Annotated in this window: 20 protein-coding genes and 2 pseudogenes; 16 read left to right on the forward strand and 6 right to left on the reverse strand. The window is 60.6% G+C overall.

Annotated elements, in window-relative coordinates:
* Nucleotides 1-553 precede the first annotated feature (553 nt).
* Entirely contained in the window at nt 554-1,666 is a 1,113-nt protein-coding gene (locus X739_RS149645; protein WP_023771617.1) for a pyridoxal phosphate-dependent aminotransferase, read from the forward strand.
* Here the strand turns inward: X739_RS149645 and X739_RS149640 are convergent.
* On the reverse strand, nt 1,663-1,968 hold the full coding sequence (locus X739_RS149640; RefSeq protein ID WP_023771616.1) for a winged helix-turn-helix transcriptional regulator: 306 nt from the start codon (nt 1,966-1,968) through the stop codon (nt 1,663-1,665). The genes X739_RS149645 and X739_RS149640 overlap by 4 nt on opposite strands.
* 141 nt (nt 1,969-2,109) lie before the next feature.
* Here X739_RS149640 and X739_RS149635 point away from each other — a divergent pair, with 141 nt between their 5' ends.
* The 7 genes from X739_RS149635 to X739_RS149605 all read left to right on the forward strand — a co-directional run bounded on the left by X739_RS149635 (nt 2,110) and on the right by X739_RS149605 (nt 9,011).
* Nucleotides 2,110-2,394 carry an acylphosphatase gene (locus tag X739_RS149635; protein ID WP_023771615.1) on the forward strand — a complete coding sequence of 95 codons (285 nt, stop codon included), beginning with the start codon at nt 2,110-2,112 and terminating at the stop codon, nt 2,392-2,394.
* Nucleotides 2,395-2,454: 60 nt separating this feature from the next.
* The gene (locus X739_RS149630; protein WP_023794888.1) at nt 2,455-3,102 is read left to right on the forward strand and encodes a TetR/AcrR family transcriptional regulator; all 648 of its coding nucleotides are present in this window, start codon (nt 2,455-2,457) and stop codon (nt 3,100-3,102) included.
* 74 nt (nt 3,103-3,176) lie between these two features.
* Nucleotides 3,177-4,340: an isovaleryl-CoA dehydrogenase gene (locus X739_RS149625; protein WP_023771613.1), complete on the forward strand. Its 1,164-nt coding sequence runs from the start codon at nt 3,177-3,179 to the stop codon at nt 4,338-4,340.
* A 1-nt stretch (nt 4,341) separates the two neighbouring features.
* On the forward strand, nt 4,342-5,949 hold the full coding sequence (locus X739_RS149620; RefSeq protein WP_023771612.1) for a carboxyl transferase domain-containing protein: 1,608 nt from the start codon (nt 4,342-4,344) through the stop codon (nt 5,947-5,949).
* 1 nt (nt 5,950) lies between these two features.
* Nucleotides 5,951-6,481, forward strand: a complete 531-nt coding sequence (locus X739_RS149615) for an O-acetyl-ADP-ribose deacetylase (RefSeq protein WP_023794889.1) — start codon at nt 5,951-5,953, stop codon at nt 6,479-6,481.
* A 120-nt stretch (nt 6,482-6,601) separates the two neighbouring features.
* A complete protein-coding gene (locus X739_RS149610) occupies nt 6,602-6,976 on the forward strand; it encodes a hypothetical protein (protein WP_023794890.1) in 375 nt (124 codons plus the stop codon).
* A 49-nt stretch (nt 6,977-7,025) separates the two neighbouring features.
* Entirely contained in the window at nt 7,026-9,011 is a 1,986-nt protein-coding gene (locus X739_RS149605; RefSeq protein ID WP_023794891.1) for an acetyl/propionyl/methylcrotonyl-CoA carboxylase subunit alpha, read from the forward strand.
* Between the two features lie 77 nt (nt 9,012-9,088).
* Here the strand turns inward: X739_RS149605 and X739_RS149600 are convergent, their stop codons facing one another.
* Nucleotides 9,089-10,210 (reverse strand): branched-chain amino acid ABC transporter substrate-binding protein, encoded by a 1,122-nt coding sequence (locus tag X739_RS149600; protein WP_023794892.1) that lies wholly within the window; start codon nt 10,208-10,210, stop codon nt 9,089-9,091.
* A 425-nt stretch (nt 10,211-10,635) separates the two neighbouring features.
* Nucleotides 10,636-10,902, reverse strand: a complete 267-nt coding sequence (locus X739_RS149595) for a sel1 repeat family protein (RefSeq protein WP_010915070.1) — start codon at nt 10,900-10,902, stop codon at nt 10,636-10,638.
* 439 nt (nt 10,903-11,341) lie between these two features.
* Between X739_RS149595 and X739_RS149590 the strand changes: the two genes are divergently transcribed.
* The 7 genes from X739_RS149590 (at nt 11,342) to X739_RS149565 (ending at nt 17,784) form a co-directional block, all read left to right on the forward strand.
* The gene (locus tag X739_RS149590; RefSeq protein ID WP_023794893.1) at nt 11,342-11,683 is read left to right on the forward strand and encodes a DUF2147 domain-containing protein; all 342 of its coding nucleotides are present in this window, start codon (nt 11,342-11,344) and stop codon (nt 11,681-11,683) included.
* A 54-nt stretch (nt 11,684-11,737) separates the two neighbouring features.
* Nucleotides 11,738-13,273, forward strand: coding sequence for a recombinase family protein (locus tag X739_RS149585; protein WP_023794894.1), 1,536 nt, complete (start codon nt 11,738-11,740; stop codon nt 13,271-13,273).
* An 832-nt stretch (nt 13,274-14,105) separates the two neighbouring features.
* A complete protein-coding gene (locus X739_RS149580; RefSeq protein WP_023794896.1) occupies nt 14,106-15,023 on the forward strand; it encodes a ParB/Srx family N-terminal domain-containing protein in 918 nt (305 codons plus the stop codon).
* Between the two features lie 136 nt (nt 15,024-15,159).
* Nucleotides 15,160-15,612, forward strand: a complete 453-nt coding sequence (locus X739_RS149575) for a hypothetical protein (protein WP_156939868.1) — start codon at nt 15,160-15,162, stop codon at nt 15,610-15,612.
* A 216-nt stretch (nt 15,613-15,828) separates the two neighbouring features.
* Nucleotides 15,829-16,404 (forward strand): hypothetical protein, encoded by a 576-nt coding sequence (locus tag X739_RS1000000167110; RefSeq protein WP_023794898.1) that lies wholly within the window; start codon nt 15,829-15,831, stop codon nt 16,402-16,404.
* 13 nt (nt 16,405-16,417) lie between these two features.
* Nucleotides 16,418-17,155, forward strand: a complete 738-nt coding sequence (locus X739_RS149570) for a hypothetical protein (RefSeq protein ID WP_156939869.1) — start codon at nt 16,418-16,420, stop codon at nt 17,153-17,155.
* A gap of 89 nt (nt 17,156-17,244) precedes the next feature.
* A complete protein-coding gene (locus tag X739_RS149565) occupies nt 17,245-17,784 on the forward strand; it encodes a cell division protein ZapB (RefSeq protein WP_023794900.1) in 540 nt (179 codons plus the stop codon).
* Nucleotides 17,785-17,920: 136 nt separating this feature from the next.
* Here X739_RS149565 and X739_RS149560 read toward each other — a convergent pair whose 3' ends face one another.
* The 3 genes and pseudogenes from X739_RS149560 to X739_RS149555 all read right to left on the reverse strand — a co-directional run.
* Entirely contained in the window at nt 17,921-18,184 is a 264-nt protein-coding gene (locus X739_RS149560; protein ID WP_023794901.1) for a hypothetical protein, read from the reverse strand.
* Nucleotides 18,185-18,573: 389 nt separating this feature from the next.
* Nucleotides 18,574-19,097 (reverse strand): annotated as a pseudogene (locus X739_RS1000000169345) (IS5 family transposase); the annotation flags it as partial.
* Nucleotides 19,098-19,119: 22 nt separating this feature from the next.
* Nucleotides 19,120-19,508: pseudogene (locus X739_RS149555) on the reverse strand (IS5 family transposase); the annotation flags it as partial.
* A gap of 30 nt (nt 19,509-19,538) precedes the next feature.
* Here X739_RS149555 and X739_RS0134460 point away from each other — a divergent pair.
* The gene (locus X739_RS0134460) at nt 19,539-19,937 is read left to right on the forward strand and encodes a hypothetical protein (RefSeq protein WP_156939871.1); all 399 of its coding nucleotides are present in this window, start codon (nt 19,539-19,541) and stop codon (nt 19,935-19,937) included.
* Nucleotides 19,938-20,086: the final 149 nt, after the last annotated feature.

The raw sequence follows: 20,086 nt of genomic DNA on the forward strand, positions 1-20,086 counted from the left end.
TGCGCCATTATATGGAAAAATAACAGCGCGCCGGCCCAGAGGCGTCCCCTATGCGGCGGTTATGCGGCAAATCGCTGGCGACTGACTGGCGACCTTCTCTTGATTCCGCGGGCCGGTTCGTCGGATTCGGTTGGAAAGCCGGTTGCGGCGGGTCCGATGGTTAACGAGAGCTTTCTGAGTGAGGCCAAATTGGTGTCATTTGCGCAACAACGCTGGGGGATGGCAGCCTGACAGCCCTTTCGCCGGTACCATCGTGGTTGAACGCCACCGGCTCATGACGTTGTTCCCGGCTTTACGGTCACGGCCGAGGTCGACTATCAGAACGTCGTTAGCGATGATCTGACGCGGGCCTGGGACGGCGCCGAGAAGAAGAGCAATATCGGCGGCATTCTCCGCTTCCAGTGCTCGTTCTAAGACATTTCGGCTTGTTGAAATCGAAACCCGGCGGGCAACCGCCGGGCTTTTTGTATTTATAGCGATGCTCTATCGCGCAGCTTGCACCGACCGGTGGCGCACGTTAGCAAGAAGCCCCCTTCCAAGCGAGCTTCCGGACATGCCTCAACGCCCTGCCCTCTCACCACTCATCGCCGCGCTTCCGTCGACCGTGCCGTTTGTCGGTCCCGAAGCGCAGGAGCGTGAGCGCCGGCGCGCTTTCCGTGCCCGCATCGGCGCCAATGAGAGCAGCTTTGGTCCTTCGCCGCGCGTCATCGCCCGCATGGAGAGTGTCGCGCGCGACCAGTGGATGTATTGCGACCCGGACAATTACGATCTGAAGGTCGCGGTCGCCGAGCATCACAATGTGGCTGTCGAGAACGTCGTGGTCGGCGAAGGCATTGACGGTCTGCTCAGCCTGGTGGCGCGCATGTATGTGGCGCCCGGCGATGCCGTGGTCACCTCGCTCGGCGCCTATCCAACCTTCAACTTCCACATTGCCGGTGTCGGCGGCCGGCTGGTGACCGTCCCTTACGAGAATGACAGGGAAAGCCTGGACAGTCTGCTCGCGGCAGTCGTCAGGGAGAAGGCGCCGCTGGTCTATCTGTCCAACCCGGACAATCCGATGGGCAGTTGGTGGGAAGCCGACGAGGTCATCCGCTTCATCGAAGCCTTGCCGGAAACCACCATGCTGGTGCTCGACGAGGCTTATGGCGAATTGGGACCAGCCTCGGCCCTGCCGCCGATCGACATCTCGCGGCCGAACGTCATCCGCATGCGAACCTTTTCGAAGGCCTATGGACTTGCCGGCATACGCTGCGGCTATGCCGTCGCGGAGACGCAAGTGATCAGCGATTTCGAGAAGATCCGCAACCACTATGGTGTCAGCCGCATGGCGCAGATCGCCGGCGTCGAGGCGCTCGCCGACCAAGCCTATCTCGAGACGGTGGTGGCCCGGGTCGCCGCCGGACGTCGGCGCATTGCTGACATCGCCGAACAGAACGGGTTGAAGCCGCTGGCCTCGGCGACCAATTTCGTCACCATCGACTGCGGCCATGACGGTGCTTTCGCCCTGAAAGTGCTGCAGGGGCTGTTGTCGCGCGACGTCTTCATCCGCAAGCCGATGGCGCCACGGCTCGACCGCTGCATCCGGGTCAGTGTCGGTCTCGTCCACGAACTGGACATCTTCGCCGAGGAATTGCCTGGCGCCTTGGCAGCGGCGCGCGGAAACTAGGGCACTCCGCGGCGCTCGGGAGCCATCGCGGCGCCGAGCAGATGCGCGGCACGCGCCAGCACATCCGAAAATTCCGCGGCTTCCCTGTCATTCAAGTCAGCGGTCAGGCGGGCGAGATCACGATCCGTGGCCGCATCAAGTGCCGCAAGCGCGGCCTGGCCGCGCGCGGTGGGCGAAAGAACGCGCGGCCGGAGTGGCGCGGGACCGGTGCACATCTCGGTCAGGCCGGCGGCAGAAAATGTGCGGATGATTCTCGCAACATAGGCGGCTTCCACCTGGAGGTCCCGGGCGATTGGCGCCATGGCAGGAGCGACGGCCGAGCTTGAACAGCACCCGCGCCTCGACCAAAAATAGACGGAAGCCGGTCGATTTCATCGCGGTCACTCTGTCAAGCCGTTGCCTTCGTTCGATGCCGCGCCAGACTCAATGCAACGGAGCGAGCCATGAATGACCGGAAAAGGGCAGTGCAGGCGCACATATTCGGCACGGTCCAAGGGGTCGGCTACAGGGCGTGGGCACGCGGTGAAGCGACAAGGCTCGGGCTATTGGGCTGGGTGCGCAACGAAAGAGACGGCTCGGTGACGGCATGGCTCACCGGCGGCGACGCGGCGATTGCGGCCATGATTGAACGGCTGCGGCAAGGCCCGCCGTGCGCATCTGTCTCGTGGATCGATGTGGACGAATTGGAGACCTGGACCACCCCTGGAGACTTCAGAATCATAGCATAGACCGATTTCCGCCACTTGAATTAATTGAACGTTCGTTTTATTACGTTCAGTGAGGTGACAATGGCACGCACCACGGGATCAGACGGCGGCCGAACCGAGGCGGCTATCCGCGAAGCGGCGGTCACCCTGATTGCGCGTTACGGCTATAAAGCAATGTCGATGCGCCAGCTGGCCGCCGAGGTCGGCGTGCAGGCCGCCGCGCTCTACCGCTATTTCCCGACCAAGGAAGGCCTGCTGTTCACGCTGATGCGCGAACATATGCAAGGGCTTCGCGAAGCCTGGGAGCACTCCAGGCCGGCTGGCGCGGATCCGGCGCGGCAGCTTGCCGCCTATGTGCGCAACCACATCGCCTTTCATATCGAGCGCCGCCATGCCACGCATGTGTCGAACATGGAATTGCGCAGCCTGTCGCCCGACAGGCTTACACAGATCCTGCGCATGCGCACGGCCTACGAAAAGGAACTTCGTTCGATCCTGCGCGATGGCGCCGAGGCGGGTATTTTCAGCATCGAGGACACCGGCCTGACGGCCATGGCTCTGATCCAGATGATGACCGGCGTCATCGTCTGGTTCCGGCCGGGCGAGCGATTGTCGATCGCCGAGGTCACGCAGACATACCTTTCGATGACAATGCGCCTGGTCGGCGCGAAGATGGCTACCGATACTACAGCGTCGCGCGTCCCTTCGGATGTGCAAAGGATGCTGTAGCATTTTGATTTCGCGCGGGATCCTTTCCGAAAATCGAAGTCGGCTTTCGAGAGGCATGCGGCAGGAGGAACGACATGTACACGAACACGCTCAGCTTCGGGCATGACGAGGACATCGAGGCGCTGCGCGACCTTGTGCGGCGCTTCGCCCAGGACAGAATCGCGCCGATAGCCGCCGACATCGATCGCGAGAACGAATTCCCGGCGCATCTATGGGGAGAACTCGGCGCTCTTGGCCTGCTCGGCATAACCGCCGATCCCGATTTCGGCGGCAGCGGCATGGGCTATCTCGCCCACGTGATCGCGGTCGAGGAGATTTCGCGTGCCTCGGCATCGGTCGGCCTTTCCTACGGCGCCCACTCGAATCTCTGCGTCAACCAGATCAACCGCTGGGCAACGCCGGCACAGAAGGAAAAATACCTGCCGCCGCTATGTTCGGGCGAGCACGTCGGCGCGCTGGCCATGTCGGAACCCGGCGCCGGCTCCGACGTGGTGTCACTCAAGTTGAGCGCCGAAAAGCGCAATGACCGCTACGTGCTCAACGGCACCAAGATGTGGATCACCAACGGCCCGGATGCCGAAACGCTGGTCGTCTACGCCAAAACCGACCCGGACCGGAAATCTCGCGGCATCACCGCCTTCATCGTCGAAAAGGCGATGCCGGGGTTTTCGGTGGCGCAGAAACTCGACAAGCTCGGCATGCGGGGGTCCAACACCGGCGAACTGGTCTTTTCGGACGTCGAGGTGCCGTTCGACAATGTGCTGCACGAGGAAGGACGCGGCGTCGAGGTGCTGATGTCCGGCCTCGACTATGAGCGCACCGTGCTTGCCGGCGGCCCGATCGGCCTGATGGCGGCCTGCCTCGACGTAGCGATCCCCTATGTTCACGAGCGCAAGCAGTTCGGCCAGCCGATCGGGGAATTCCAGCTGGTGCAAGGCAAGCTTGCCGATATGTATACGGCGATGAACGCCGCGCGTGCCTACGTATACGCCGTCGCCGCCGCCTGCGACCGCGGCCAGACCAGCCGCAAGGATGCAGCCGGCTGCGTGCTGTTCGCCGCCGAGAAAGCGACGCAGATGGCACTCGACGCCATCCAGCTGCTTGGCGGCAACGGCTATATTAACGACTATCCGACCGGCCGGCTTTTGCGCGACGCAAAGCTCTACGAGATCGGCGCCGGCACCAGCGAGATCCGTCGCTGGCTGATCGGGCGCGAGATCATGACGGAGGGGGTGTAGCATGGCCGTCTTCCAGACCAAGATCTCGCCCTCCTCCGATACCTTCCGCGCCAATGCCGAACGCATGCGGGCTCTGGTCGCCGACATCGCCGAAAAGGCCACGACTGTCGAGCGCGGCGGTTCGGAAGAGGCGCGCGAGCGCCATGTTTCGCGTGGCAAGCTGCTGCCGCGCGAACGCCTGGCGCAATTGCTGGACACCGGCTCGCCCTTCCTCGAGATCGGCCAGTTCGCGGCCTGGTCCATGTATGGCGAGGAGATTGCGTCGGCCGGCCTGATCGCCGGCATCGGCCGCGTCGAGGGCACCGAGGTGATGGTCGTTGTCAACGACGCCACGGTGAAGGGCGGCACCTACTATCCGCTGACGGTGAAGAAGCATTTGCGCGCGCAGGAGATCGCGCTGCAGAACAATTTGCCATGCGTCTATCTGGTCGACAGCGGCGGCGCCAATCTGCCCAACCAGGACGAGGTCTTTCCCGATCGCGAGCATTTCGGCCGCATCTTCTACAACCAGGCCAACATGTCGGCTGCCGGCGTTCCGCAGATCGCCTGCGTCATGGGCTCCTGCACCGCTGGCGGCGCCTATGTGCCGGCGATGTCGGACGAGACGATCATGGTGCGCAACCAGGCGACCATCTTCCTCGGCGGACCGCCGCTGGTGAAGGCGGCCACCGGCGAAGACGTCAGCGCCGAGGAATTGGGCGGCGCGGATGTACACACCAGGTTTTCCGGCGTCGCCGATCACTACGCGCTGGACGACGAGCATGCGCTCGCCATTTGCCGGCGCATCGTCAGGAACCTGAATCGGAACAAGGCTGTAAGCCTCAATTTGCAGAAACCGATTCCGCCGCTTCATCCAGCGGACGAACTCTACGGCATTGTTCCGACCGACTTGCGCCAGCCCTATGACGTGCGCGAGGTGATCGCGCGCATCGTCGACGGCTCCGAATTCGATGAGTTCAAGCAGAACTACGGCGCCACTCTGATCACCGGTTTCGCCCACCTCCATGGCATGCCGGTCGGCGTCATAGCCAACAATGGAGTGCTGTTTTCCGAAAGCGCGCTGAAGGGCGCGCACTTCATCGAATTGTGCTGTCAGCGCAAGATTCCGCTGGTTTTCCTGCAGAACATCACCGGCTTCATGGTCGGCCGGAGATACGAGGCGGGCGGCATCGCCAAGGACGGCGCCAAGCTGGTGATGGCAGTGGCGACCGCCAAGGTGCCAAAGGTGACCGTCATCATCGGCGGTTCGTTCGGCGCCGGCAATTACGGCATGTGCGGCCGCGCCTACTCACCGCGCTTCCTGTGGATGTGGCCGAACGCGCGCATCTCGGTGATGGGCGGCGAGCAGGCGGCGACGGTGCTGGCCATGGTCAAGCGGGAAGGCATCGAGCGCAAGGGCGGGGAATGGAGCGCCGAGGAGGAGGCGAAATTCAAGAAGCCGATCCTGATGAAGTACGAGCATGAAGGCCATCCGCTCTATTCCTCGGCAAGGCTCTGGGATGACGGCATCATCGATCCGGCCAGGACACGCGAGGTGCTGGCGCTCAGCCTGTCCGCCGCGCTCAACGCCGAGATCGAGGAGACACGCTTCGGCGTGTTCAGGATGTGAGATGAGCAAGGCCCAAGACAGGATCCAAGTCCACACCGGGGACATCACGAAGCTCGATGTAGACGCCATCGTCAATGCCGCGAACACTTCGCTTCTTGGTGGCGGCGGCGTCGACGGCGCCATTCATCGCGCGGCAGGCCGCGAGCTTGAATTCGAATGCCGGATGCTGAATGGCTGCAAAGTCGGCGATGCCAAGGTAACCAAGGGTTACAAGCTGCCGGCTCGACATGTCATCCATACTGTCGGGCCCGTCTGGCAGGGCGGTGGCAAGGGCGAAGCCGAGCTGCTGGCGTCCTGTTACCGGCGTTCGCTTGAACTAGCCGTCGCCAATGATTGCCGCTCGGTTGCGTTCCCAGCCATCTCGACAGGTGTATACCGCTATCCGAAAGATGACGCGGCCAAAGTTGCCGTTTATGAGGTCAATGACTTCATCAAGCACAACGTGCTTCCCGAAATCGTTGTGCTCTGCTGCTTCGACGAAGCCATGGCAAAACTATACCGACGGCATCTTGCGATATTGGGTGAATATTGAATTTTATAGACCAGGCCCTTCGTTCGCTCACGAAATCGCGAGCTCATCCCGCGGCTCTGGCGGCGCCGGAGAATATTCGCTATCGCTCCTCCTGCACTTTGCAGTTGGGATGGGGTGAGAATGAAACGGAAATATTCACGGAATGTGTCTACTTTAATACTTTCGGCATTGCTGCTAGCCGCCTCGTACGGTTTGGGCGTGGCCGGATCGCTGACGGGAAGCGAGGGAGACAAACGTTTCCCGCCCTATTTGCCACGAAACTCGAAAGATCCATGTACCAAGGCCTACAAGGCGTATGTGGCGGCCGGCGGCCATTCGGCCTACGCCACCACGCCCTATGCCCGGATCATGTCATCATACATAATCTGCGGCGGGCATCTGAACGCGCCGTCACAGAAGGCAGCGGAAGAACTGGCTATGAAATCCTGTCTGGCCACGCGCACGCACTACAAGGTAACCACCGGCGGCGCCTGCGAGATCGCCGCTTCGAAATAGGCCGGTGCCTGCCAAAACGGCGCCGCCCGATACTGACCCGGGAGGCTCCATGTTCACGAAAATCCTGATCGCCAATCGGGGCGAGATCGCTTGCCGCGTCATCCGCACGGCTCGCAAGCTCGGCGTGCACACTGTCGCCGTCTATTCGGATGCCGACGCGAGATCCCTGCATGTCGAGATGGCCGACGAGGCGGTCCATATCGGTCCTTCGCCTGTCGGCGAGAGCTATCTGCGTGGTGACAGGATTGTCACCGCGGCCCTGACCACGGGTGCGCAGGCTATCCATCCCGGTTACGGCTTCCTGTCGGAAAACCCCGATTTCGTCGACCAGGTGGTGGCGGCCGGCCTCGTTTTCATCGGCCCGTCGGCGGCCTCGATCCGCGCCATGGGGTTGAAGGACGCCGCCAAGCGGCTGATGGAAAAAGCCGGCGTTCCGGTCGTTCCCGGCTATCATGGCGAGGCGCAGGAAATCGTGCTGCTTGCGTCAAAAGCCCGCGAGATCGGCTATCCCGTACTGATCAAGGCGCGCGCTGGCGGGGGCGGCAAGGGCATGCGCCGCGTCGAGCACCCCGATGACTTTTCCGAGGCACTCTCCAGCGCCCGGCGCGAAGCAAAGGCCGCTTTCGGCGACGACCGCGTGCTGGTCGAGAAATATGTCGACAAGCCGCGGCATATCGAGGTGCAGGTGTTCGGCGACAATTTCGGCAATGCGGTGCATCTCTACGAGCGCGACTGTTCGGCGCAACGCCGCCACCAGAAGGTAATCGAGGAGGCCCCCGGCCCCGGTATGACGCCGGCTTTGCGCAAGGCAATGACCGAGGCGGCGGTAAAAGCCGCCAAGTCAATCAACTATTCCGGCGCCGGCACCATCGAGTTCATCGTCGATGCCTCGCAAGGCCTCGAGGCCGACCGCTTCTGGTTCATGGAAATGAACACCCGGCTGCAGGTCGAGCATCCGGTCACCGAGATGGTCACCGGCACCGATCTCGTCGAGTGGCAGTTACGGGTCGCCTGCGGCGAGAAACTGCCGAAGACACAGAGCGAGATCACGCTTTCCGGCCATGCTTTCGAGGCGCGCATCTATGCCGAGGATGCGGCCAAGGGGTTTCTACCGGCGACAGGCACGCTGCACCACCTTAAATTTCCGGACGTTGCCCCCGAAGGCGCCGCGATGCGCATCGAGACCGGCGTGCGGGCTGGCGATGCCATCTCGCCCTATTACGACCCGATGATCGCGAAGCTGGTCGTTCATGCCGGAGACAGACTGGCGGGGCTGGAAGCGCTCCGCACCGCGCTCGCACAAACCGAGATTGCCGGCTCCACCGTCAACACCGCTTTTCTTGCCGCTCTTGCCGCCGATCCGGATTTTGTGGCTGAAGACATCGATACCGGCCTGATCGGCAGACACCGGGAGGCGTTGACGGCGGTCGCGCCGCCGACCGGCGAAATCATCTCGGCTGCCGCCATGGCGGCCTCGGGTGCCGGAGCGTTGCCGTCGTCGAACGACCCATGGTCGTCACTCGCCGGCTATGCGCATTTCCACGGCGTGGCGCGGCGCATGCGGCTGAAGTTCGGTGACGAAGCCATTCAGGCAAGGATTTCAGTGCGATCGGACGGGCGCTTCCAGGTGGCGCTCGATGCGCCTTATGACAGCACCAATTCGCATGATCTTCGCGCCGTTCCCCGCCTCGCCCGCTGGCCTGGCCATATCACGGTGTTCGAAGGCGCCGTCGGCTATACTTTCGCGGTGCCGGATCCCTTGGCCAGGAGCGATGAAGCGGCCGCCGCCACCGGCAGCCTGCGCGCGCCGATGCCAGGTCTGGTCAAGCTTGTGCGCGTGGCGAAAGGCGACGCTGTGATCAAAGGGCAACCTCTGCTGATCCTCGAGGCGATGAAGATGGAGCACATCATCGCCGCCCCGCATGATGGGGTGATCGCCGAGATCGCCGGTGAAGGAGCGCAGGTCACCGACGGCACGGTGCTGGTGCGGTTCGTCGAGGACCAGAGCGCATCCACCGCGGCTGCCGGCGGATAGAAGGAGCGCACCGCGTATCGCAAAAGGAAATGGCCGGGACGAACCCGGCCATTCCGTTTACTCGACTGCCAGGGCGATTACTGCGCGATCGGCGCGTACTTGCCGTCATGCCACTGGTTGATGTCGTAGCTGGCATTCTTGAGGTCGCCCTTCTCGTCGAAGGTGACGTCGCCGACAACCGTGCTGATCGCCGTGCCATTCTTCAGCGCCTCGGCAACCTTGGCCGGATCGTCGCTGCCGGCACGCTTGATGCCTTCGGCGAATGCCTGGACCACCGCATAGGAGAACAGCGTGAAGCCTTCCGGCACGAAGCCGCCGGCCTTGATCTTCTCGACGGCTGCCTTGGCTTCCGGCTTTGCCTGCGGATCCGACGGGAACACGAACATCGTGCCCTCGCCGGCCGGGCCGGCAACCTGCCAGAACTCCGGCGAGGCGATGGAATCCGGCATGATCAGCTGGAACTTGAAATTCTGTTCGGCCGACTGGCGCAGGATCAGACCCGCCTCAGGGTGGTAGCCGCCGAAATAGACGACGTCGGCCTTGAGATCCTTCAGCTTGGTGACAAGCGCCGAATAGTCCTTCTCGCCCGGGTTGATGGCGTCATAATAGACCTCCTTGAGGCCACCGGTATTCATGGTTGCCTTGACGGCATCAGCCACGCCCTGACCGTAAGCGCTCTTGTCGTGCAGGATGACGACGTTCTTGCCGGCGTATTTCTTGGCGATCCACGGGCCGATGAAGGCGCCCTGTGCGTCGTCACGCGTATAGAGACGCATGATCGTGGACCAGCCGGACTTGGCGGCCGCATCGGTCAGCACCGGGTTCGAGGAAGCCGGGCTCATCATCAGCGCGCCGGCCTCGGCATAGACCGCCGAGGCCGGAATGCTCGAACCCGAGCAGGCATGCCCGTCGATGAACTTGACGCTGTTGGCGACGATGCGATTGGCGACCGACACCGCCTGCTTGGGATCGCATTGGTCGTCCTCGATGTCGAGCTTGATCTGGGAACCGTTGACGCCGCCAGCCGCGTTGATGGCGGCGGCGGCGGCCTGTGCGCCCTGCTTGAACTGATCGCCGATGGTGGCGAGCTGTCCCGTCATCGGGCCGACCACCGAGATGGTGATGTCATCGGCGAACGCGACCGGCGCGCTCATCATCAGGCCGAAAATGGCCGCGCTCAAAACACTCATTTTTTTCATGATGATAGAACTCCTCCACTCACGCGCGGCCGCCCGGCCGCGCTTCTTCCAGAGAGGCGGGACAATTTCATCCTTCATCGGACCTGTCTAGGCGCATTGGCGCCACTCGATTGGGCCTGCGTGGCCTCATCCACGCAAAAAAGCCACCCCAGCCTTGTTTCGGCTGGTCATGGCTTTTTTGCCTGTCAGGCTGTTTCCCCAGCGCCCCCGCGCTGTGAACCCAACCCACCTTCCCTGTCTTCCTGTTGACCATGATCGTTGCGAAACCGGAGTGTTCGGGATCATGGTTCGTTGCGCGGCTTGGACCTGTCGGCGTGCCGCGTTCTCGTTGTCGATGGCCGTGGCCTGGCTGTCTGCGCAGCCTTGTCCCTGTTGGCCCGACCGTCTTCTGCGGTCTTGGCCGGAGCGTCCCCGTCTGGCGGAACTCAGTGCATGGTCATCCATTCGCGGGCTTCGCGCAGCGCCTTGGCGATCTCGACCTTCGACATGGCCGCCGAGAGTTCCGAGCGCAGTTCGGCGGCGCGGGCCGAACCCTTGATGGCGGCGATGTTGAACCATTTGTGGGCGGCAACGACGTCGGTTTCGCAATCGCGGCCGGTCGCATACATCATGCCCAGTTCGAAGAGAATGTCGGCCTGGGCAGTTGCCCCCATGGCGCCGAAGCCTGCTTCAAGCATTTCAAAACGTGCCATTTTTAGTCCCCTGTCTGGCTCCCGAGAGCTGCCTCCGTTCGTCTTGTCCGGGCCGCTCTTTCGATGCTTTCGAGAATGCCGCTCAGGCTTGAATCCGTCGTTAAATGGCGTGCTTAATTTGAGGAAAACAAAGCTAAAACAAGAGGTAAACGCGTAAATTCGTTAAGGATACGAAGCCAGCAATTCAGCTGTTTTTCGCTAAATTTGAGGAAAATTTTCGAGCGCGCGGTCAACACTCTGCTAACCCTAGAAAACAAACACGAGGCGCCGGTCGTTTTCATTTCCGGGCCAACAGGGCGAATTCAGGCGCTTTCGAAATGCCAAAGCCTTCCGTCGCGGCACCGCTTTCGTTTTGACGGAAGCTGGATTAGCTTACGTTTGCGTAAGCGGCAGACCGGCGAGGCGGAGCATCCGGCTGGCTATCCAAAGGGAGTAAGACATGTTTCGAAAAGTGAGCCTGGCCCTGGCGGCCGCTTTGATCCTGAGCGGAGGGGCGTGGGCCGATCCAATCGAGGGCAACTGGAAAACGCAAGCCGGCGACACCGCTGCCATTTCCGGCAGCAGCTCGTTCTCCATCACGCTCAAGTCAGGCAAATATGCCGGCAAGACCATTGGCTCGCTCAAGGCGGCCGGGGACAACAAATACACCGGCAACATCACCGATCCGGCAAATGACAAGACCTATTCGGGCAAGGCAACCTTGTCGGGCGCGTCGCTCAAGATGAGCGGTTGCGTGCTCGGCGGATTGATCTGCAAGAGCCAGACCTGGCATAGACTGTAACTCTGCATAGTGTTATCGGACGGTTTCCAAGGTGCCAACGGAGACCGTCCAGCCATGCTTCAGCCCAGAGACCTCAAGGGACGCAACGCGATTTCCTATGCTCGCTGGTCATCCGGCAAGCAGTCCCAGGGCGACAGCGCGGCGCGACAGTCGGAGAACGCCAAGAAGTTCTGTTCGGCTTATGGGCTCACCCTGGACGACCAGCTTGTTGATGAAGGCATCTCTGCCTTCAAAGGTTTGAACCTTGAGGCAAGGCTTGGCCAGTTCATAAGCGATGTGAAGGCAGGGAAGATTCCCAGCAATGTCGTGTTGATACTTGAGAACCTCGACCGCTTCACCCGCATCAATCCCGTTGATGCTCTGCCTGTGTTGCTGGAACTGCTCAAGACCGGCCTGACCTTGGTAACCCTTCAAGACGAGCGTGTGCATACCCGCGTTGGTTACGCAGACAACACGATGCATATCATGATGTCCCTCATGTCCATGCAGGCGGCCTATGAGTACAGCGCCAAGCTGTCTGATCGAGTGGGCGCGGCGTGGTCGCGTAAGGCAGAGAAGGCCCGTGAGGCAGTCGCCAGTGGCGCGAGTAGGGTCAAGGTTGCCAAGCTGCCCTTCTGGATCGACCGGGAAACCTACGGCCTCAACGCCCGTGCCGACGACGCGCGGCTGATCTTCGAGCTTGCTAAGGAAGGCCACGGCCAGCAAGCCATCACACAAATTCTGAACTCTCGCGGCATCCCATCACCCGCAGGGAACTCTTGGGCTCAGGTTGTGGTCGGCGATGTCCTCCGCTCTCCAGCCGCCTACGGGTGCCTTGTCCTCAAGGGCGAGGAGGTGCCGGGCTACTTCCCTGCCCTGATCAGTGAGACGGAATGGTTGGCCACACGTCAGCGCACCAAAGCCCGGCTGCACAGCAGACAGGTTGGACGCACGTCAAACCTGTTTTCTCGCATGGTCCATTGCGGCCATTGCGGCTCCTCAATGGCCCTCACGTCCTCCAAGAAGGGTGGTGTATCGTGGGGCTATTTCATCTGCACAGGCAAGGCGTTCAAGAGTAGGGTCTGCACCGCGCCCAACTGGCGCTATGACCAATTCGAGCGGGAGATGCTCGACCGTCTCGGCTTCCTTGCCGTTCCTATACCGCAGGACCAAACGGCCCCCGATCTGTCGAAGGGACTTGAGGAAACCATAGGTGCCCTTGAGGCCAAGCGCGAGAACGCCCTTGCTGGTGCCCTCGACGCTGAAACCGCCGAAACCCGTAAGGCTTTCTCGGGGAAGGCCGATGAACTCACCCGCCAGATGGAGGCCAAGCGTCGGGAGATCATAGCCATCCGCGAGAATGACGCGCGGTGCCGTGAGAGCGCGGCGGCTGTCATCGACTTTGAGGAGTACCAGGAAGAGATTGGGCGGCTGGCCAAGGAAGACCGGAAGGGAGCACAGAAACTCATCTCCAATCTTGTGTCACGCATTGACCTTGAGAGCGACGACCTAAGCGCCCGGTCTCGAAAGGGGTTGCGCCGCGCCTCAGTCACCATGCGGAATGGCTACACCCACGCACTCGTTTTCGATGACACGGGAGAGCCGGCATAATCAGAGCCCCATTCAGGTAATAGAAAGTGAACATTAGCGACGTCTAGAGTCGTCATATAGAGACATGCGAACCACCCGCGAGTAATTACCGCCTCATATAGATACATGCGAACGGCCTCGCTCACGTTCACTCACTCCTTTCCCTCTCTGTTCCCTGTTTTTGTCTCGGTGGTGCGTTCTGTCCGCCGAGGCCCCTCGTCTATATCTCGCGCTATATCGCGCATCACATACAATATCTGGACACATGACCTACACCGCAGACATCGCCGCTGCCGTTGACGCTATGCGCTCGGCTCCCAAAGTCCCCTCACTTGCCTCAACGTTCCCACTCGCCCGCCACTGGCATCAAAGCCGACATGCCCCGCTGCCCGTGCGTTACACCCGAACTGCCCGCAGGGCGGCCCATTGTGGGGCCATGGCTCCCGAGGGCTGCTCTCCCAGAGACCTTCAACGTATCCGGGACAATCACCGGCTCAACGTTGAAAGCATAAAGGGCGTCCTCACCACGCTTTGGGCCTTCCGCCTCCTCGGGTGGCTCCCATCGGACACCAACTATCTGGAGTATGAACAGATAGCGGAGTTCGTCACGACCGGCACCCGCCGCCCCAAGGACACGCAAGAACTCATGCCCCAGTGGTTCACCCGCCGCTACTCAGTAGATGAACTCAAGGTCTTTCGGGACGGCAATGACGCATAGCGTCTCCTCGAGTTGCGGACGCGCCTTGTAGTGCCGTCACAGCACCCCGCCTTCCTATGCCCATCAAATGCTATCGCCTGTCCTGAGTCACCTGTGACCCGAGGAGGGCCTATCCAATCCAGTAAAGGAATTTCCATGAGCAGTCTTATCGAAGCTACCGAAGCCCTCGAATTCATCCGCTCGGCTCTCGACAAACACGGCTCCACGCCGCCTACCCCTAACACCGATCTCAGCCTCAACCGGAAAGAGATTTCCATGATGGCCGAAATCTTCCAGCCCCGCGACCTGGACCGGATGTACGTGGCCGACAAGCGACACATTGCATCGCTCGCAGATGCCATCGGAAGGAACGCAAGTAAGCCTCACTATCTCGATCGCATCACGGTTTGGTGGGGTGGGGACCGCTGGTATGTTATCGACGGTCACCATCGTCTTGAAGCTTACGCTGCTCGCGCTGTTCGAGACGCTATCCCCTGCCGTGCCTTCGCAGGGTCCCTTGACGACGCAATGGCCTTCTCAGGGCTGGCCAACTCCAAGGATCGTCTGCCGATGAGCAAGACCGACAAGCTGAACTATGCTTGGCGTCTCGAACTGCTTACCGATCTGTCTAAAACGAAGATTGCCCAGGCATCGTCCTGCGCCAAGCGCACCGTCGCGAACATGCGCATAGTCAAAGCCGCGCTTTTGTCCGACCCCGAGAACTGCCTGGAAGATCTGTTGGTGTGGGGATGGAAGCGGTGCGATGCACTGGCGCGTGGCATCACGTTTGACGCGTCGAATTATGATCACGACGAAGCAATCACGAGACGGGCAGACATCTACAGGGACCGTCTCTACAAGGCACTCGGCAACAAACCCCACACGGACCCCGAGGCGTTCGCCCTGGCGTTGCTTCGCTCGGATGAACGGTTCCCGGCAGCACTCATGCAGACAGCAGCATGGCGTGAAGCCTTCCACGACGCAGTGATCGCGTTGCGGGATGAGCAGGATACCGAGGCCTCACTGGCTGCCGCCTCGTATCTCGACGGCAATGCCACGCACGACGACTACTAACCACTCAGGGTGTGCATTTGCACGGTGTATGGGATGCACACCCTTAGCCCTTGTGCATCTTCCCAACACCCCAGTTGCCACCCCGAGTATCCTCGTAGCCTCTTTCTATCCAACCAAAGGAAACACCATGTGTGACATGGGAATGTTCCTCGGCTTAGCTGCCGGGGCCGCAAGTGCTGCCAGCGAGGTAGCTACCGCGAGCAAGAAACAAGAGATTGCTCTCTCCAACTACCAGCTTGACCAAGCCGTCAATGAACGCGAGTTCATCGTCAAGACCAATGCCGCAAACAAGGAGGGCTATCAGGCGACCCTTGAGGGGGACCGCGCGAAATCCCTTGCGGTCGCGTCGGGCGCTGGCATGACCGGCGCAGCCCCCGGCCTGCGTGTGGCCGAACAGTCCCGCCAGACCGCATTGTCCATCGCCAACGCCAAGGACCATCGTGAGGGTGCAAAAGCCAACTATGTGATGGCGGGCAAGTCCCAGCAGATGCAAACCCAGCAGACTATCAACAGCCTGCGTCCAAACCCCATGGCCTCGCTCATGGACATCACCTCGTCGGGCCTCAAGGGCTACGGCGCCTTCACGTAAACCCAAGGAAACCCCATGGCATCTCCCGTCACTCGGGGACACCCGCGCGACTGGCGTGTGGGCATTCAATCTCCTGACCACGGTCACCAGCTGCGGTGCCGTCAAGTCCTCAACGAAACGAGACCCTGCGATTGTCCCGGCTGCGCTCGCAAGCGTTCCGGGGTCTCCCGTTACTGTGGACCTCACCGGGATGCCGCGAGTTCTCGGGGTGACCCCTTGGCTCGCCTTCCGGCTCGTAACGAACTTGCCATCTTCAAGAAGGCTATCGGCATCTACATACACACGGACCCCAAGTTCGCCGCGCGTGTGGCGTTCGACCTCAGGTCCCTTGAGCGGCGCATGGTCCTGCCTCAATCCTTCTGCCTCGGTGTCGCTGACTTGCACCCTAAGCTCCCGGCCATCGCCAAGGCCAAGGGTCTCCTGGCCAACTGGCAGCATAAGGACAAGCGCACCTATACCGAGGCAGTCATCCGCACTGTGGCCTTGATTGGGTGGATGCAAGTCTATTTCCATCCCGGTCCTGCCGGGGGCCTCTGGGTGAACCACCAGAGGTTCCTTGAGACCCGCGCGGGTGCCCTCATGGGTGACTTTCGCAGGACCATCGGCACTACCGCGCTCATCAAGAAGGCCTCAGGCGCAACCCATAGGCACCTTGGCCGCGACTTCGTCCGACACGCCCAACACATCTACGGCAAGGACTTCTGGTCCTCAGCCGTCTCCACCCATGACGGTCAATCCATGACCATCCTCGACTGCACCAAGCGAGCCCTCAAGGCCGCTGGTCTCCTTTAAGGAAACCAATCACATGCCCTACTCATACGATGACGGAATGCTCCGTCTGCCCAACCCCATGGACAGCCGCTCTGGCTGGACCGAACGCTCCGACAACCCCAACTATGCCACCGGCTCCGCTGCCGGTCCTGCACCCGAGGGCAAGGTGTTTGTTCCGGGCATGAACACTTACGTCGATCTCGACATTGCCGAACAGCTTGGCCTCATGGCCCCTCAGGGCAACCTGAGTGGTCAGAGCCCGGAAGCCGCCCAAGCCGTCTTCGATCCCCGCGCCATCCCTGCCGGTGATGATCCCTTTGAAGACATCGCCATTGACGACTTGTCCGACGCAGACCTTGAGGCCCTCCAGCAGGAACTTGAGATCAAGGATGACGACGAAGCCCCGTCACTGTCCGCAACCCTCGACACCATCGCCGAATGCTTCACCCCCGAGGCCTTCGTGGATGGCGTGGAGACCATGGTGGAGACGGGCGACTTCAACGACACGATTGCTCGGCTCTCCGAGGCCACCGGGGTGGATGCGGCCACGGCGTCGACCCTTGTCGAAACAACCGTGATGGAAGCCGCCCCCATTGCGTGTGAACAGATCGGCGAGGACCGCTGGCATGCCATGCTGTATGCGGCCTCCCGAACCGACGACCGTTTGGCCCGTCGCATCGTCTCGGATGTGGTCACCGGGCGGCTGGACCCTACCCGACTGGCGAACGCCTATGACCTCTGGTTCCAGTCGCTGCCCGACGCCGAGGGCTGATCGATGCTGAACCTCACCGTTGTCCTGTACGTCGCATCGATATGCGGCCTCTGCCTCTACTCACTCATTTAACGAAAGGAATAGCCACCATGGCCAAGAAGCCAACGACCCGCGAGGAACTCCTCGCTCAACTCGAAACCCTCGACAACTCCACCGAAATCAACAGGCTCAATGCCGAGGTGTCTCGACTAACCGAGGAGAATACCTCCCTCGTGTCTCAGCGCCGGGAGCTTGAGCGTCAGCTTAAGCAGGAACGGGACGCCGTCCAGATCATTCGCGACGCGCTCCGCACGGTGGACATCAAGACCCGTCCACTCAGCGCGGATCGCCCTGGCTATGCCGAGATGCAAGAAGCAGCGGCACGGGCCAGTCGCCTTGAATTGACCACGGTGCGGCTTGGCGTCCAGAAGGGCACCCATGATCCCGCAACCGGCTTGCCGTATACCGCCGACACCAGACCACAGCGCGTTTTGGCCGCCGGGGCACCCAAGGTGACCGATACGGAACTGGCGTCTTTCTTCCCGTCCCTCAGTGGCCCCGAGGTAGACGTGACGGTCACCGCCGACGCCCTGCTCGATGCCCATCTGTCGGAACACAAGACTGCCTTGGACCTTGCCACCGGCAACTAAGTCGTAGCGGTCAAGATAAAGCTGTCCCGTCCTGCCCATCCTTCTTGTCTTAAGGGTCTCGAAGGAGGCAGGACGTGACGCCGCAATTCTTGTCCCCATGCGTGTAACTTGCGGTTTGCGCATGGGCGTGCGTCCATCAATCTCTCTGCGGTAGAGGCTTGGTCAACCCAGCCCGTTTTCTAAGAATATGGAATGCCCTGAGGATGACCTTGTCGTCTTCCCTGTCGGTCTCTTCTAAAATCTCTTCTGAGGAGGCTTCTTCGGCGTGAAAGTCCCTTGCTGTTGACGGCATATTCTTCCAGCCCCACTGGCAGGCGTCCCAATGGCTTTCGCAAGGGACGGTGCGTTGGGCAACAATCTGGCCGTGGTTCCCAAAAAATACGATTTTGAAGTTTGTCATAGCATCGGCTTTCCACAATGGCATGATTGCCGATGCCCATGTTTCACAAATCAACTCCCAAAAAAATAGGTTCTTGCGCAGACGTCCTGATAGCGGAAAATCTACGCTAACGAAGGCATTTGCGAGGTGAATGACCAGTAAGGGATAGTAACGGCGTTTCTATCATCTATCTGTAGTCCGAACGAAACGAAAATGCTAAACGTTTCACGGGGGGATCAAGATGAATGGGATCAGAGGCGCGCTGACCGACGTGCTACCCATTGCGATCGTGTTCTTCAGTGGTTGGGCTTACTTATCCAGCTACGTAGGCGAATTTGGAGTGGACGCTACTGAGATAACTGTCCCTCTACCAACCGTGTTGGTATATGCATTCTCGCCCCTGAAGTCCCCTAGGACGTAGACTCATTACCGCGCAACCAGATGCGGATTGAGACGAGTTTGAGGGCGGCAAGGTAGTTCTCAGCCAGCTTGTCGTAGCGGGTGGCGATACGGCGGAACTGCTTGGCCTTGTTGAAGAAGCGCTCGACGAGGTTGCGAGCCTTGTAGAGGAAGGGGCTGAAGCAGATCGGGTCCTTGCGGTTGGCCTTGGGCGGGATGTTGGCCCATGCCTTTCGCTCGGTGACAGCATTGCGCAAGGCGTTGGCATCATAGCCCTTGTCGGCGAGAAGCATGGCACCCTCCGGCAATTCCTTGATCAAGTCCGCTGCGGAGGCGATGTCACTCATCTGGCCAGCCGTGAGCGTCAGCTTGATCGGCCTGCCTTGGGCGTCGACAAGAGCATGGATTTTGGTTGTCAGCCCGCCTCGGGAACGACCGAGACAATGATCTCGATCCCCCTTTTTGCCGTCGCGCCCTGCTGATGGACGCGAACAATGGAGGTGTCGATCATCTGCACCGTGCCGTCATGGGCTTTGNGACGTGTGCTCTTCCGATCTGTCGACAAGAGCATGGATTTTGGTTGTCAGGCCGCCTCGGGAACGACCGAGACAATGATCTCGATCCCCCTTTTTGCCGTCGCGCCCTGCTGATGGACGCGAACAATGGAGGTGTCGATCATCTGCACCGTGCCGTCATGGGCTTTGGTAATGTTGGCCATGAGGCGGTCCCACACACCTGCTTTCCGCCATCGGACAAAGCGATTGTGGCAGGTGGTGCGTGGGCCGTATCGCTCTGGCAGATCGCGCCATGGCGCACCGGATCGCAGCACCCAGAAGATGCCGTTCAGCACCCGCCGGTCATCTACGCGCGGCACCCCTCGCGGCTTGTTGGGCAACAGGGGCTCGATCACGCGCCATTCGAAATCGGTCAGGTCATATCGGCTCATTGCTGAGCCTGAATCAGATTCCGCCGCAATATGAAAGTCTCGGTCGAAAACGGCCCATTGCGGACCTACGCCCAAGAAGGATATGTTGAGGCAGCGCGCGTAGGCATTCCGCTTCACCATCGCGCATGTTTCATGAAAGAAAATAAGAGATTCTACTCGCTCATGCACGCGGTCTGTGCTGGTCATGGCTATTGTGGAGGAATGCACGGCGACAAGTTCATGGATGTCAGGGATTTTATTCCTCAATCCGGTCATGTTACAGCGGATCAATTCGTCGAATGGGTATTTCTAGCTGAGTACGAGAATGAGAGTGAGCGAATGTCTCCAAGATGGGATCGGCATCGCCAGAGGATACGAGACTTTTTTGTTGAGCATATGGGATCAGACGCCGTCGATGCCAGCCAACTAAAATGGGAAGTGGATGGCTGAACCAACCCCTTTACTCTGCTTCCCACCCCTCTCGGTCATACCGCATTTATGAGTTTACGATCTAGTCCGTTGCGGCTGGGAATTCACATGGAAACCTGCCAAGAGTCGGTGAGCTGAAAGAGACACTCAGGGCAGGAACATGTTTAATC

Source organism: Mesorhizobium sp. LNHC209A00 (assembly GCF_000502915.1).
Taxonomy (GTDB): domain Bacteria; phylum Pseudomonadota; class Alphaproteobacteria; order Rhizobiales; family Rhizobiaceae; genus Mesorhizobium.

What these genes read in the sequence shown, in the direction of transcription:
- X739_RS149645 (WP_023771617.1), top strand. Translation starts at nt 554, where the DNA reads ATGCCTCAACGCCCTGCCCTCTCACCACTCATCGCCGCGCTTCCGTCG.
- X739_RS149640 (WP_023771616.1), bottom strand. Translation starts at nt 1,968, where the DNA reads ATGGCGCCAATCGCCCGGGACCTCCAGGTGGAAGCCGCCTATGTTGCG.
- X739_RS149635 (WP_023771615.1), top strand. Translation starts at nt 2,110, where the DNA reads ATGAATGACCGGAAAAGGGCAGTGCAGGCGCACATATTCGGCACGGTC.
- X739_RS149630 (WP_023794888.1), top strand. Translation starts at nt 2,455, where the DNA reads ATGGCACGCACCACGGGATCAGACGGCGGCCGAACCGAGGCGGCTATC.
- X739_RS149625 (WP_023771613.1), top strand. Translation starts at nt 3,177, where the DNA reads ATGTACACGAACACGCTCAGCTTCGGGCATGACGAGGACATCGAGGCG.
- X739_RS149620 (WP_023771612.1), top strand. Translation starts at nt 4,342, where the DNA reads ATGGCCGTCTTCCAGACCAAGATCTCGCCCTCCTCCGATACCTTCCGC.
- X739_RS149615 (WP_023794889.1), top strand. Translation starts at nt 5,951, where the DNA reads ATGAGCAAGGCCCAAGACAGGATCCAAGTCCACACCGGGGACATCACG.
- X739_RS149610 (WP_023794890.1), top strand. Translation starts at nt 6,602, where the DNA reads ATGAAACGGAAATATTCACGGAATGTGTCTACTTTAATACTTTCGGCA.
- X739_RS149605 (WP_023794891.1), top strand. Translation starts at nt 7,026, where the DNA reads ATGTTCACGAAAATCCTGATCGCCAATCGGGGCGAGATCGCTTGCCGC.
- X739_RS149600 (WP_023794892.1), bottom strand. Translation starts at nt 10,210, where the DNA reads ATGAAAAAAATGAGTGTTTTGAGCGCGGCCATTTTCGGCCTGATGATG.
- X739_RS149595 (WP_010915070.1), bottom strand. Translation starts at nt 10,902, where the DNA reads ATGGCACGTTTTGAAATGCTTGAAGCAGGCTTCGGCGCCATGGGGGCA.
- X739_RS149590 (WP_023794893.1), top strand. Translation starts at nt 11,342, where the DNA reads ATGTTTCGAAAAGTGAGCCTGGCCCTGGCGGCCGCTTTGATCCTGAGC.
- X739_RS149585 (WP_023794894.1), top strand. Translation starts at nt 11,738, where the DNA reads ATGCTTCAGCCCAGAGACCTCAAGGGACGCAACGCGATTTCCTATGCT.
- X739_RS149580 (WP_023794896.1), top strand. Translation starts at nt 14,106, where the DNA reads ATGAGCAGTCTTATCGAAGCTACCGAAGCCCTCGAATTCATCCGCTCG.
- X739_RS149575 (WP_156939868.1), top strand. Translation starts at nt 15,160, where the DNA reads ATGGGAATGTTCCTCGGCTTAGCTGCCGGGGCCGCAAGTGCTGCCAGC.
- X739_RS149570 (WP_156939869.1), top strand. Translation starts at nt 16,418, where the DNA reads ATGCCCTACTCATACGATGACGGAATGCTCCGTCTGCCCAACCCCATG.
- X739_RS149565 (WP_023794900.1), top strand. Translation starts at nt 17,245, where the DNA reads ATGGCCAAGAAGCCAACGACCCGCGAGGAACTCCTCGCTCAACTCGAA.
- X739_RS149560 (WP_023794901.1), bottom strand. Translation starts at nt 18,184, where the DNA reads ATGACAAACTTCAAAATCGTATTTTTTGGGAACCACGGCCAGATTGTT.
- X739_RS0134460 (WP_156939871.1), top strand. Translation starts at nt 19,539, where the DNA reads ATGAAAGTCTCGGTCGAAAACGGCCCATTGCGGACCTACGCCCAAGAA.